The sequence below is a fragment of the Bacillus sp. FSL L8-0199 genome (assembly GCF_038005705.1).
Lineage (GTDB): Bacteria > Bacillota > Bacilli > Bacillales > Bacillaceae_G > Bacillus_A > Bacillus_A cereus.
This window is the reverse complement of the sequence record NZ_JBBOTS010000001.1, coordinates 155,001-168,879: the sequence shown is the minus strand read 5'-3', so window position 1 is coordinate 168,879 and position 13,879 is coordinate 155,001. Positions and strand designations below refer to the sequence as shown.

The following is a 13,879-nucleotide window of genomic DNA, read 5'->3' as shown; positions in this document are numbered from 1 at the left end:
AAACATCTATTACAAAGTCCTAAAACCCTCCATACTCTCTTCAAGCATATAGTGTGAAAACCACATCAAGTTCTGCTTCATAATAGCCACATGAACTCCTGGTTGGTCAGAACTATATGCCATTCCTTTAAATATAATTAATTCTGTATCAACTTCCATATCCATTAATCCTTGATATAGATCATATGCATTTGTAATTGGAATTCTTGCATCCTTTTCCCCATGTTGAATTAAGGTAGGCGTACAAGCTGATTTAATATACGTCATAGGTGATGTCTTCGTATATATATCTGGATCATTCCATGGAGTATTTCCTAAATACATTCTAATAAAGTAAGGTATATCTGTATTTACATAATGGGTACTCCAGTTAGTTATTCCACCGCCAACTGAAATAGCTTTAAACCTTCTACTAAATGTAGAACAGAAAGCTGATACATATCCACCGTTGCTCCATCCCATAACTCCTACTCTATCTTTATCTACTATCCCTTGATCAACTAGTTTATCAACTCCTGATATAACATCGTCGTAGTCAGCAATCCCCTGTTTTCTATAGTTAGCTTTTAAAAATTCATTACCATAACCTGAACTTCCTCTGTAATTTGGCTCTAAAACGATAAAGCCTTTTTCAACAAACTGTTCAATCGGATATTTCTCATTGAAGCAGTCTGAAAATATCGGAAAAGATGCCCAAGCCGGACCACCGTGAATTACTACTAATAAAGGATATTTTTTATTAGTGTCAAACTCTACTGGCGTTGATAAAACACCTTCTATTTCAAGACCATCACTACTTTTCCATGAGATGATTTCCCTGTTACTTTTAAGTTTCCCTTTGAAAAAGCTATTTTCATCCGTTATTTTTTTATCGTCTAAATAGATTTCAAAGGTTTCATTTGTTATAGCCTTATTATAGGTTATATGATCTCCATCCTTTGTTATAGAGGCATCCATTATAAAGCCATCTGCCTTGTCGCTTAATGCTTCCACAGTGCCATCTTCAGCTAGTAATCCAATACGATAATTCGTTTTATCCTGCCATCTAATTAAAATTCCTTTAGCTGTCCACTGTAATGGCATAACTGTACTATCAAAGTTTGTTAGAGGCTGAATTACCTCTCCAGTATTCATATCATATATCTCTAACGTACTATCTTGTATATGGTTTCTATAGTAATCCTTCTCTCTTATGCTTGCTGTGTAACATATTTTACTGCCGTCAGGAGAAAAGCAAACACTCCCTCCCAACAACTTATCCATATTCAGCTTTTGTAGCTCTCCAGCTTTAATATGGAGTATGTATAGATCTCCATTTATATAATCTGCCATATTTGAGCTTGGTGTCGCCATAAATACAACCTTTTTACCATCATTTGAAATATCAAATTCATGGATATGAAAATCCTTACCATCCGTTAATTGATAAACAACTCTGTTCTCGTGTTCATCTGTATCACTTTGTATCACCTTTTCTATTTCAATGTAATATAAACAATTATTCTGGTGTTCCTTACCTATATGTTGAAAATCTCCATATAGGTCCTTACGTTTCTTTATCTCTTCACATTCTTTTGACTGCGTAACATAATAAAGACCCTTGCCAGTAGGACCCCATTTGAATGTACTGACTCCTTCTTTCTCATCAGTAATTTGAACCTCTCTATAATCATCTAGTGACTTAACAAATATCTGATTTCCCCCATCACCAACTGGACTAAGATATGCGATACACCTAGCATCTGGAGACCATAATGGGTGTGTACTATCTATATCACCATTTGATAATGGGTAACTCTGCTTCTTATCTTTTTCATATATCCATACATGATTCCTATATATATTGTCTTTCCAATCAGCCGTCTTCTTAACAAATGATACGTTTTTACCATCATCACTTATGTTTGTACTTGATACGGTTGGTAATGAAATAATCTCTTCTATACTTAAATATGTTTTTGCTTTCACTTTCATATAATAAGCCCCCTTGTAATGTCCATGAATCTACCGTCTCTTCTTGTCGTAATAAAGGAAATTGTTCACGGATACTTAAAATAGTAACGGAAAATTCAGATAAATAAAAGTGAATCCGATAAAGTAAAACTTTAATCTATAGGGCTCTTTCCGCTTATCAATTTTAGATGTTCTTTTTCGACACAAAAATACCCCTTTTAGATACAAATTTGTAAATTTATTTTAAAGCTATAACTATATGTTGGTTTGGAATAAAATTTGATAAAAATGAAGTCATAAATCTTTATTTAACAACAAAAAAATCCATTTTGAAAAAGCGATTGATCAAAATAGAATTACTCTTTTTAACTAAGTATGAGATTTTTATAAAAAAATTTTAATCAAAACTCACTTAGAATCTTTACTTGAAGAATAAAGCTTCGCATCTTTTTTGTAAACATCGTTAAACTAAGATAAATTTTGACTGCATCTGTAATTAATTGTAAAATATTATACATAGAAAGGTATTATAAAATAAATATAGAAGGGGTATGTTTTTTAGTTTTAAAGGGGCTAAAGCACATCTATTTTATGTTTTTAGAGGGAGAATTGAAAAATCATATGAAGAATTTCAAAAAGAGTACAGGTAAAATTTTACTAGCATCCGGATTAGTAGTTTCTATGTCAGCTTGTAGTGTAACTAGTTTATTTGGAGAAAAAGAAAAAACAAATGCTGAATCTGGTAAACAAGAAAGTAAAGAAACTAAGACAGAAGGTAAATCATCTGAAACAAAGGAAAAATCAACTAACTCAAAAGAAGAAAGTAAAGATGTTAAGATGATTATGGTTTTACCTGAGGATTACCCACAACTTATGGTAGACATTGAAGAAGACTTATTAAGACGTCTAGATTACTATGATGCTTCTGTGAGGGATAATAAAAAGGGAAGTAAGTCAAATGAAGAGGTACGAGATAGTATTAAAGACTTAGATAAAGTATTTAATAAAATAGAGCGTATAGATGCACCAGGAAAATACAAGGAAGATCATAAGGAAATTGTAAAAGCTGTTCAAAAGTTAAAAGAATCTTTCAAAGAAGTATCGAAGTTATTTGATTACTCTAAAACACTTAAAGATACGGATGATGCAATCATAGATAAAGCAAACAATAAATTAGATGAAGCAAAACGCATTTGGAAACCTGTATTTGATAAGTTAAAAGCGGAAGCTAAGGGTGGTTCAACAACTACTTCTACAACAAGTGGTACTAGTTCTTCTAACTCACCGAGTTTATCTAGTGGTAATACAGTTAAAACATACAGTACCCAAGATACAACTGGTATATTCAAAGGAAAAATTGATACACCAGACGAGGATTCCGCTAAGTTTAAGAATGTACAGAACAACTATAAAGACGGTACAGAGCTTGTAGGTAATTGGGGTATTGATTACGGAGACGGAGTCAAAACTACGTTAGTCCTAAAAGCAGATAAGACATTTGAAACATATGCAAATGGTTCTTATCCAAATAAAGATAATTACTTAACAGGAACATACCAAGCAGACGTTTCTTCCCATCAGTTAACGCTAATGGTGGAAAAAGGAACTCAAAATGGTCAAGAAGTGAAATTGGAAAGACCTATTTATTCATCATATGAGGTTAAAAATTTAGATGGTAAAGCATTACAGATTTTCCACATAGACGAACAAGTAACAATTTGTTATGTAAAACAATAAATAACTAAAAGAACTCTGTAAAATGATTTTTACAGAGTTCTTTTCTTAGTTTTAATTTATTATAAACTATCAAAATTTATTTCAAACGCATAACTATATTTATTAACCTACCAATCTCCTACTCAACAGTAACAGACTTAGCTAAGTTACGTGGCTTATCAACGTCACACTCGCGGTGAAGTGCTGCGTAGTACGAGATAAGTTGTAATGGAATAACTGCTACTAGCGGTGCTAGTGCTTCGTGTACAGCTGGTAATACGAAGCTGTCACCTTCCATTTCTAAGCCTTTCATTGAGATGATACATGGGTTAGCTCCGCGTGCTACTACTTCTTTCACGTTACCACGAATTCCAAGGTTTACGTGCTCTTGTGTAGCAAGTGCGATAACTGGTGTACCATTTTCAATTAAAGCGATTGTACCGTGTTTTAACTCTCCTCCAGCGAATCCTTCTGCTTGGATGTAAGAGATTTCTTTTAGTTTTAACGCACCTTCTAATCCTACGTAGAAGTCTACGCTACGTCCGATGAAGAAACAGTTACGCGTTGTTGCTAAAAATTGTTTTGCTAATGCGTCCATTTCTTCTTTTTGATCACAAAGTTCTATCATTGCATTTGCTACAAGTCCTAGTTCGTGTGTTAAATCGAAATCAAGAACTTCACCTTTTGCTTTAGCAATATCAGCCGCTAAAATTGAAAGTACTGCAAGCTGTGCTGTGTAAGCTTTCGTTGATGCAACTGCAATTTCTGGTCCAGCGTATAACGGAAGTGTATAATCAGCTTCACGAGAAAGCGTAGAACCAGGCACGTTTGTAATTGTTAATGCTTTATGGCCCATTTCATTTGTTTGTACAAGTACTGCACGGCTATCAGCTGTTTCACCACTTTGTGAAATGTAAATGAAGAATGGTCTTTCTGTTAATAATGGCATGTTGTAAGAGAATTCACTTGCCACGTGTACTTCAACTGGCATTTTTGCAAACTTCTCGATAAATTGTTTTCCAACAAGACCTGCATGATAACTCGTTCCACATGCAATGATGTAAATACGATCGCTATCTAAAATCGCATTGCGGATGTCTTGATTTAATTCAATTTCGCCATTTTCATCTTGATACTTTTGAATTATATTACGGATTACAAGTGGTTGCTCATCGATTTCTTTAAGCATGAAATGAGGATATGTTCCCTTTTCAATATCACTTGCGTCTAATTCCGCTGTAAACGGTGCACGTTCAATCGTTTCACCTTGTAAGTTTTTAATTGTAATACTTTCTTTCGTTACGATTACGATTTCTTTATCCATTAACTCAATGAATTGATCTGTAACTTGTAACATCGCCATAGCGTCGCTTGCCACAACATTAAAGTTGTCACCAACACCTACTAATAGCGGGCTTTTGTTTTTAGCAACATAAATCATGTTTGGATTTTCAGCATCAAGTAATCCGATTGCATAAGAGCCATGTAAAAGAGATAGCGTATTACGGAACGCTTCTTCTACACTTAATCCTGTGCTCACTTGTTGTTCCATAAGCTGTACGATAACCTCTGTATCTGTTTCACTTACGAACGTTACATCTTGTAAATATTCCTTTTTCACTAATTCATAGTTTTCAATTACACCGTTATGAACTAATGTAAAGCGTTTTGATGTACTTTGATGCGGATGCGCGTTTACTTTACTTGGAACACCGTGTGTAGCCCAGCGTGTGTGTCCGATACCTACGCTTGCTGCTACGTTCTCATCTACGATTTCACGAAGTTTTGCGATACGGCCTTTTTCTTTGTATACAACAACACCGTTCTCTGCTTGTACTGCAATACCTGCTGAATCATATCCACGATATTCTAGCTTTTCTAAACCTTTTAATAAAATTTCCTTTGCATCTTGCTCTCCAATAAATCCTACGATTCCACACATGTTTAGTCGCCGTTACAAATGCTTACACTGCTCTGCGAACATGTAACGACATAGTCCGATACCATTTTTATTTATACTAAAAAACGGATTACATATTGCTAGCCCTGTAAGCTTGTAACGGCTTTCACCTTCCTCTCGATTGGGTTTAAGTCCGTATATACTTATACAGCTAGTTTTCATCCGTTCCTCTTCTCTCATCACACTTTCACCTTTGTCCACTAAGTCACCTTAATGATTTAAGTAAAAGCTTGCGGTTGTGATGAACAACCGGGAGTCATCCGCCGAAATCTCGATAAACCCCACCTCGTCAACTACACTATTTGTAGTTCTGGCGCTTTTATAATTTACAATATTTCCTTTGAGAAAAAGAACAAGACCATCTTATAACAAACATGGATAAACCGTCAATGAAATTTTTTTCATCGTCTATAAAACATATGAAAAAGGAGCACTTTTTGTGCTCCTTTTTCATATAAATTCAGCTAATTATTCAGCGCCAACTTCGGCTTTCACAACTTCTACAATGCGATGTACATATGCATCACAAACTTCTTGTGTTGGTGCTTCTGCCATTACACGAATAAGTGGCTCTGTTCCAGATGGGCGAACAAGAATACGGCCATCACCGTTCATTTCTTCCTCTACAACACGAATAATTTCTTTAATTTTTTCATTTTCTAATGCTAATTTTTTATCTGTTACACGAACGTTTACTAGCAATTGTGGGAATTTCGTCATTTCTCCTGCAAGCTCAGATAATGGCTTTTTCGTCATTTTCATGATGTTTACAAGTTGAAGTGCACTTAACATTCCATCACCAGTTGTAATGTAATCAAGTAAGATAATATGGCCTGATTGTTCTCCACCTAGGTTGTAACCTCCGCGCTTCATTTCTTCCATTACGTAGCGGTCACCAACTGCTGTTTTATCACTTGTAATATTATTTGCTTCAAGTGCTTTGTAGAAACCTAAGTTACTCATAACAGTTGAAACAACTGTATTATGTTTTAATTGACCAGTTTCTTTCATGTACTTCGCACAAATGAACATAATTTGATCACCGTCAACGATGTTTCCTTTTTCGTCTACAGCAATTAAACGGTCGCCATCGCCATCAAAAGCAAGTCCGATATCCGCACCTTTTTCTTTTACCAATTCAGCTAAGCCTTCTGGATGTGTAGATCCTACACCCTCATTAATATTCATACCATTTGGAGAAGTTCCCATCGTTGAAATATCAGCTTCTAGGTCTGCAAATAAGTATGGAGCTAGAGAAGAAGTTGCACCATGTGCACAATCTAAAGCGATATGTAGGCCAGAGAAATCTTCTTCAACAGTTTGTTTAATGTACTGTAAATATTTTTGTCCACCTTCAAAGTAATCACTCACTTGTCCAAGATTAGTACCTGTCGGACGTGGTAGTTCATCAACTTCTTTGTCTAATAAAGCTTCAATCTCAGCTTCTTGCTCATCTGTTAATTTAAAGCCGTCTGAACCAAAGAATTTAATACCGTTATCTTGTACTGGATTATGAGATGCAGAAATCATAACACCCGCTTGTGCGTCTAGTGCTTTTGTTAAATAAGCAACGCCCGGTGTAGAAATAACGCCAAGGCGCATTACTTCTGCTCCAGTTGATAATAGCCCTGCTACTAAAGCTCCTTCTAACATATGGCCAGATACACGTGTATCACGACCGATAATTACTTTTGGACGATCTGTATCTTTTGTTAATACATAACCACCAAAACGTCCAATTTTGAAAGCTAATTCAGGTGTTAACTCCTTATTTGCAACTCCGCGTACTCCATCTGTACCAAAATATTTACCCATTATGATTCGCTCCTTTTTCTTGCTCTTTTTGATTGTGATTATCTACTGTTGGTTCTTGACTCGTTTCTTTATCTTTATCTTTATCTTGATTTTGATTTTGGTTTTGATTCTTTTCCTGTTCTTTTTCTGAATCAGGTTCAGGATTTTTTGGTTTCTCATTTTGATTTTCTTGATCGGTGTTTGAATCCGGTTGTTGACCGTTACCCTGTACTTCTTTATCTGGTTTTTCTTTCTTCACAATAGTAACTTTAGCACTTTTTTGTTTTGGCTCTATTGAAATATTACCAGGACCACTCACTTGAATGGAAATATCTTTCGTTCCTGGAGATACATTTTGCAGATTAATTACCGCTGTTATTTGAGCAGCTGTTATTTTATCTACTATACTTGCTTCTCCTGAAATATCAACACTTATCTTTCCATCTTGCGGCGAAAGTAGCTGAGCAGTAACATCTTTAGAAAGTCCATTTTGCTGGATTGGGATACCATCAATCGTTTTTGTTTTCGTTTGTTTTGTTTTTTGCACTCCCACCGAAACCTTCACTTGATTCGGTTTTGCACTTGTTACACCCTTGGGTAATAAAACAGAGGCATCGAATGTTGTAGACTCTGTCAATTGACTAAGATCTACTTCGACCCCCTCTAGCGATTGTATATTATCCAAAATATCTTTTGGACCAACTATAGTTACTTCTCTCGGCTCAACACTGATATTTGTAACTGCCAACCCTTCTGCTAAACTCCCCTTCTTCGTATACGTTACAGGAACAGTTTTTTCAGTATTATTGGCTGTAGTTTGCGTTGCCACATTCAACGTTACACTAATCTTAGATGGACTTGTTCTTACATTTAAACGTTTTCCTTCTTTATTGTATAATGTAACTTCGGGCGTTTTTGTAACAGTTTTATTAACACCTTTTAAATCAACATACGCTTTGGCAGATGAAATACTTTCAATTTCTTCTTTCGTCCCAACTACCTCAACAGTATCCGGTTTAAGGCTTGATTTTTCTAGTGTAGTCCCCGCTGGCATCTGATCCTCATTTGATAATTTCAGATCTACATGAACATATTTTCTCGCCTTTTCATGAAGAGTAACTTTAATTGTTGATGGCTGAACTGTTCCTTTCACATCATCTGGAAGCCCGTTCGTTTTTAAAGAAATCTCATAAGTTCCTTTTGGACTATCTCGCAAATCAATCGGTATATCAAATTGTTTTTTTGCTTTTGCTGTAGCAACTGATGCTTTTGGGCCTTCTAATTTCACCTTAACGCCCTCTGCTGGAATACCACTTACAATATATTTCTCCTCATCATACTTAAGATTAATAGCATAATTAGTTAATGTTTCTTTTGTATCATTTGCAAAAGGTAATATACCTGATGTCGTATTTTTTTCAGTTAACGTCGCTGACATAAAAAGCATACACGCCAATAGTAATGAGATCCCTTTTAAAAACCAATGATTCTCCATTAACTTATCCATGACGCTTTCTCCTCCAATTCCATAAAGACGAAGAAGTCGTTTTTTCGTTTCCACTAAATTCAGCTAATAACATATCCTTCAGCTGTTCTGTCTTCAAATCACGATGCAACTTACCATTTTTCGTTAAAGAAATTTGACCAGTTTCTTCAGACACAACTACTGTAATACTATCAGTAACTTCACTAACTCCCATGGCAGCACGATGTCTAGTTCCTAATTCTTTAGAAATAAACGGACTTTCTGATAATGGAAGATAGCATGCTGCTGCTTTAATTGTACTTCCTTGCATAATTACCGCTCCGTCATGAAGAGGTGTATTTGGAATAAAAATATTAATAAGTAATTCCGATGATACGTTTGCATTAAGCGGAATACCCGTTTCCACATAATCACCCATACCGGTCTCTTTTGACAAAGTAATTAATGCACCAATTCTACGTTTCCCCATATATTCGGTTGCTTTTGCTATCGCTGTTGCAACCATTTCAGGTTCATCATCCTCATTTGTTCCAACACGCGAAAATAAACTTCCGCGCCCTAGCTGCTCAAGTGCTCTTCGCAATTCTGGCTGAAAGATAATAATAACGGCTAAAAATCCCCACGTTAATACTTGTTCAGTTAGCCAAGATAGCGTACGCAATTCAAGGAAAATACTTATCATCTTAACGACGATAATAACTGTAATCCCTTTTAAAAGTTGAACAGCTTTCGTCCCTCGGATTATAAGAATTAGCTTATATATAATAAACCATACAATGGCAATATCTAATGCCGTACTAAGATATTTCAAAATGGTCGTATCTTCAAAAGGCATGCTATCCCTTCCTCCTACTTACGAGCAATTCTATCCATATATTGAAATATTGTTTTATGCTCTATCTGTATGTATTTCCAACAACTAGTTAATTATACCATACATGAAACAAACGACAATTACAAACAACCCCCTTTAGCTCAAATTGGTAAGATGTCAAACATTTTTATTGTACAGTATAATATAAATCATTATTATACGCCTATTTTCAAATAAAAAAAGCAACTTCTCAGTTGCTTTTCTTACATTTATTTTAGTTTTTCACCGAATAAAGAACCCATTAAAGCAACTGCTGTTGTTGCCGTTCTATTTCTCTCATCTAAAATCGTATTTACCTCAACAAATTCAGCAGATGTGATAATATCAGCTTCTGCTAACATTTCCATCGCCAAATGACTTTCACGATAAGATAGACCGCCAATTACAGGCGTTCCAACACCTGGTGCATCATGAGGATCAAGACCGTCTAAATCTAATGATAAGTGTACACCATCAGTATGAGATAAATATGCGATTGTTTCTTCCATAACAGCCGTCATCCCCATACGATCAATTTCATGCATTGAGAACACTTTAATACCTTCATTGCGAATGAAATCTTTTTCTCCTTCATCCAATGCACGCGCACCGATAATTACGACATTCTCTTTTTTCACCTTTGGATATGCTCCGTACAAATCTACAAGTGAAGAATGTCCATAACCTAAACTTGCTGCAAGTGACATACCATGAATATTTCCAGATGGTGAAGTTTCCTCTGTATTTAAATCACCGTGTGCATCATACCAAATAACGCCTAAGTTTTTATAATGTTTTGCTACACCAGCTAATGTACCGATAGCAATACTATGGTCACCACCTAATACAAGTGGAAAACGACCTTCTTCTATAATATGATCCACCTTACTTGCTAATTCATTACATACAGTTGCAACTTGTGTAAGGTTTCTTAATTTTGTATTTTCATCTATCTCTTTTTCTCTCTCTATACATATATCTCCCATATCTTTAACGTCATATCCAATTTCTTCAATTCTTTCAATTACCCCTGCATAACGGATCGCGCTCGGTCCCATATCAACTCCACGACGCATCTGTCCTAAATCCATTGGAACTCCAATAACTGAGATTTCTTTTTTCATAGATAGTATCCCCCTTTTATGCCTTCACTAAATATTTTAAATCTTTTATATAGTCTGACTCAACTCGACATTTTTCTGTATGGATATACAATTTATTCACTTATATTCATACTGAAAACCAAATTTCAAGACTATTCTATGTATAAAGTTAACTTAATGAAACAATCGCAATCACTATTATTAAATAATAATAATAAAACACTCCTACATTTAGAAGTGTTTTTCTGATGCTATTTTCCATACTATTGCAATATTTTTTGTTGTCATTTCGATATTTTCTTCTGCTACTTTATATGCTTCTTCTAGTGTCATCGGTCTCGTTGTAATACTAAATACCGCATCTATTCCTTTCTCGTACACAGCTGAATAATCAGATGATACAGACCCTCCAATAGCAATTACAGGCACAGAAAAACGTTTTGCACGCCCCGCAACACCCACAGGAGCCTTTCCATATGCAGTTTGTTTATCTATTCTACCTTCACCAGTTATAATGAGATTTGCATCTTCTATATGTTTATCGAAATTTGTATAATCTAATACAATTTCAATGCCCCTCCGCAAGTCTCCCTTTAACACTGAAATAACAGCCGCTCCCATTCCTCCCGCTGCCCCTGCACCAGGTATTTCAGATACATCAAAAGATACATATCGTTTAAGCATATTCGCATAATGTTGTAAATTCTCATCTAGCTCTTTCATCATCTCTACATTTGCACCCTTTTGTCTCCCAAATATGAAAGATGCTCCCTGCATTCCGACTAATGGATTATCCACATCACATGCCGCTTCTATCTTTACCCCCTTTAAGCGTGGGTCCATTCGTGAAAAATCAATAGCAACAATCGAATGTAATGTGCCTCCAGATGGATCTATTATTTCACCCTTGTCATTTATAAATCTTACTCCTAAAGCTGCTAACATACCTGCCCCACCATCATTTGTAGCACTTCCTCCAAGTCCTAAAATTATGTACTCCACTCCTTGATCTAACGCATGTAATATAAGTTCTCCTGTTCCTTTTGTCGTTGTAATAAGTGGGTTGCGCTTTTCAACTGGAACGTGCTGTAATCCTGATGCTGCTGCCATTTCAATAAACGCTGTCTTTTTATCTTTAGAAATGCCATAAAAAGCTTGTATACCTTCTCTAAGCGGTCCTGTCACACTAATTGATATAATTCTCCCCCCTGTAGCATCAACAAGTGATTCAACCGTCCCTTCTCCTCCATCTCCAATTGGTATTTTCACATACTCTGCATTAGGAAAAATTGCTCTAAAACCTCTTTCAATAGCTCCACATACTTCTATAGCTTTTAGGCTTTCTTTATATGAATCAGATGCAATAACAACTTTCACAATTATCTCCCCATCCCTTATTTTTACGTTTTCTTCATTTTAAACGACAAGTATAAAAGTTGTCTTTTTAAACACAAAAAAAGCTTACATCGTATGATGTAAGCTTTTTTATTTAGATGGAGCCTAGCGGGATCGAACCGCTGACCTCCTGCGTGCAAGGCAGGCGCTCTCCCAGCTGAGCTAAGGCCCCTTATTAATTAAGCGGAAGACGGGATTCGAACCCGCGACCCCAACCTTGGCAAGGTTGTATTCTACCACTGAACTACTTCCGCAAAAATGATGAGCCATGAAGGACTCGAACCTTCGACCCTCTGATTAAAAGTCAGATGCTCTACCAACTGAGCTAATGGCTCGTAAATGGCTGGGCTAGCTGGATTCGAACCAGCGCATGACGGAGTCAAAGTCCGTTGCCTTACCGCTTGGCTATAGCCCATTAATATTTACTAGTATGGTTATCTTTTCAAAAAAATAAACCCTCTCAGGTTATTTTAAAGAAAATGGTGGAGGGGGGCAGATTCGAACTGCCGAACCCGAAGGAGCGGATTTACAGTCCGCCGCGTTTAGCCACTTCGCTACCCCTCCGACATTTTAAATATATATGGTGGAGGATGACGGGATCGAACCGCCGACCCCCTGCTTGTAAGGCAGGTGCTCTCCCAGCTGAGCTAATCCTCCAAAAGTGGTGACCCGTACGGGATTCGAACCCGTGTTACCGCCGTGAAAGGGCGGTGTCTTAACCACTTGACCAACGGGCCAAAAAAGTTTTAAACCTATTCCCAAGCTTCCAACCGGGCTTGAACCGGTGACCTCTTCCTTACCATGGAAGTGCTCTACCAGCTGAGCTATGGAAGCATAATGGCTCCGCAGGTAGGACTCGAACCTACGACCGATCGGTTAACAGCCGATAGCTCTACCACTGAGCTACTGCGGAATAATATTAGCCTGGCAACGTCCTACTCTCACAGGGACAAGGTCCCAACTACCATCGGCGCTAGAGAGCTTAACTTCCGTGTTCGGTATGGGAACGGGTGTGACCTCTCTGCCATCATTACCAGACTTTTATCATTATAAACATTTCTTTCGAAATGTCAAGAAGAAATTTCAATGCATATTCCTTCAAAACTAGATAACATTGCTACATATTATATGGTTAAGTCCTCGATCTATTAGTATTCGTCAGCTCCACATGTCACCATGCTTCCACCTCGAACCTATCAACCTGATCATCTTTCAGGGATCTTACTAGCTTACGCTATGGGAAATCTCATCTTGAGGGGGGCTTCATGCTTAGATGCTTTCAGCACTTATCCCTTCCGCACATAGCTACCCAGCTATGCCCTTGGCAGAACAACTGGTACACCAGCGGTGCGTCCATCCCGGTCCTCTCGTACTAAGGACAGCTCCTCTCAAATTTCCTACGCCCACGACGGATAGGGACCGAACTGTCTCACGACGTTCTGAACCCAGCTCGCGTACCGCTTTAATGGGCGAACAGCCCAACCCTTGGGACCGACTACAGCCCCAGGATGCGATGAGCCGACATCGAGGTGCCAAACCTCCCCGTCGATGTGGACTCTTGGGGGAGATAAGCCTGTTATCCCCGGGGTAGCTTTTATCCGTTGAGCGATGGCCCTTCC

9 protein-coding genes, 9 tRNA genes and 2 rRNA genes (1 of these 20 running past the window's edge) are annotated in these 13,879 nt (G+C 37.1%); 1 reads left to right on the top strand and 19 read right to left on the bottom strand.

The window, feature by feature from the left end; translation table 11 throughout:
- Window positions 1-9: 9 nt before the first annotated feature.
- A complete protein-coding gene (locus NST86_RS00980; protein WP_340933009.1) occupies window positions 10-1,974 on the bottom strand; it encodes a S9 family peptidase in 1,965 nt (654 codons plus the stop codon).
- Between the two features lie 588 nt (window positions 1,975-2,562).
- On the opposite strand from NST86_RS00980, the gene NST86_RS00975 reads away from it, so the two are divergent.
- Window positions 2,563-3,690 (top strand): DUF3994 domain-containing protein, encoded by a 1,128-nt coding sequence (locus tag NST86_RS00975; RefSeq protein WP_016118993.1) that lies wholly within the window; start codon window positions 2,563-2,565, stop codon window positions 3,688-3,690.
- A gap of 118 nt (window positions 3,691-3,808) precedes the next feature.
- Here the strand turns inward: NST86_RS00975 and glmS are convergent, their stop codons facing one another.
- From glmS to NST86_RS00885, 18 genes are all read right to left on the bottom strand, one after another.
- Entirely contained in the window at window positions 3,809-5,611 is a 1,803-nt protein-coding gene (glmS, locus tag NST86_RS00970; protein ID WP_000334163.1) for a glutamine--fructose-6-phosphate transaminase (isomerizing), read from the bottom strand.
- 12 nt (window positions 5,612-5,623) lie between these two features.
- Window positions 5,624-5,809 carry a hypothetical protein gene (locus NST86_RS00965; protein WP_001206405.1) on the bottom strand — a complete coding sequence of 62 codons (186 nt, stop codon included), beginning with the start codon at window positions 5,807-5,809 and terminating at the stop codon, window positions 5,624-5,626.
- Window positions 5,810-6,097: 288 nt separating this feature from the next.
- Window positions 6,098-7,444: a phosphoglucosamine mutase gene (gene glmM / locus NST86_RS00960; protein ID WP_000521476.1), complete on the bottom strand. Its 1,347-nt coding sequence runs from the start codon at window positions 7,442-7,444 to the stop codon at window positions 6,098-6,100.
- A complete protein-coding gene (locus NST86_RS00955; protein WP_000359596.1) occupies window positions 7,437-8,930 on the bottom strand; it encodes a CdaR family protein in 1,494 nt (497 codons plus the stop codon). The genes glmM and NST86_RS00955 overlap by 8 nt, the downstream gene beginning before the upstream one ends.
- On the bottom strand, window positions 8,923-9,744 hold the full coding sequence (gene cdaA / locus NST86_RS00950) for a diadenylate cyclase CdaA (protein ID WP_001115698.1): 822 nt from the start codon (window positions 9,742-9,744) through the stop codon (window positions 8,923-8,925). The genes NST86_RS00955 and cdaA overlap by 8 nt, the downstream gene beginning before the upstream one ends.
- A 248-nt stretch (window positions 9,745-9,992) precedes the next feature.
- Window positions 9,993-10,886 carry an arginase gene (gene rocF / locus NST86_RS00945; protein ID WP_000711563.1) on the bottom strand — a complete coding sequence of 298 codons (894 nt, stop codon included), beginning with the start codon at window positions 10,884-10,886 and terminating at the stop codon, window positions 9,993-9,995.
- A gap of 210 nt (window positions 10,887-11,096) precedes the next feature.
- On the bottom strand, window positions 11,097-12,242 hold the full coding sequence (locus tag NST86_RS00940; protein WP_061664882.1) for a glycerate kinase: 1,146 nt from the start codon (window positions 12,240-12,242) through the stop codon (window positions 11,097-11,099).
- 117 nt (window positions 12,243-12,359) lie between these two features.
- Window positions 12,360-12,432: transfer RNA gene (locus NST86_RS00935), tRNA-Ala, on the bottom strand.
- A 10-nt stretch (window positions 12,433-12,442) separates the two neighbouring features.
- Window positions 12,443-12,514: transfer RNA gene (locus tag NST86_RS00930), tRNA-Gly, on the bottom strand.
- An 8-nt stretch (window positions 12,515-12,522) separates the two neighbouring features.
- Window positions 12,523-12,595 (bottom strand) — tRNA-Lys (locus NST86_RS00925).
- Window positions 12,596-12,600: 5 nt separating this feature from the next.
- Window positions 12,601-12,675 (bottom strand) — tRNA-Gln (locus NST86_RS00920).
- Window positions 12,676-12,740: 65 nt separating this feature from the next.
- Window positions 12,741-12,824 (bottom strand) — tRNA-Tyr (locus NST86_RS00915).
- 17 nt (window positions 12,825-12,841) lie between these two features.
- Window positions 12,842-12,917 (bottom strand) — tRNA-Val (locus NST86_RS00910).
- Window positions 12,918-12,922: 5 nt separating this feature from the next.
- A tRNA-Glu gene (locus tag NST86_RS00905) sits at window positions 12,923-12,997 on the bottom strand.
- Between the two features lie 24 nt (window positions 12,998-13,021).
- A tRNA-Thr gene (locus NST86_RS00900) sits at window positions 13,022-13,094 on the bottom strand.
- 4 nt (window positions 13,095-13,098) lie between these two features.
- A tRNA-Asn gene (locus NST86_RS00895) sits at window positions 13,099-13,173 on the bottom strand.
- Between the two features lie 9 nt (window positions 13,174-13,182).
- Window positions 13,183-13,298, bottom strand: a 5S ribosomal RNA gene (gene rrf, locus NST86_RS00890).
- A 90-nt stretch (window positions 13,299-13,388) separates the two neighbouring features.
- Window positions 13,389-13,879 (bottom strand): 23S ribosomal RNA (locus tag NST86_RS00885); it runs 2,432 nt beyond the window's last position.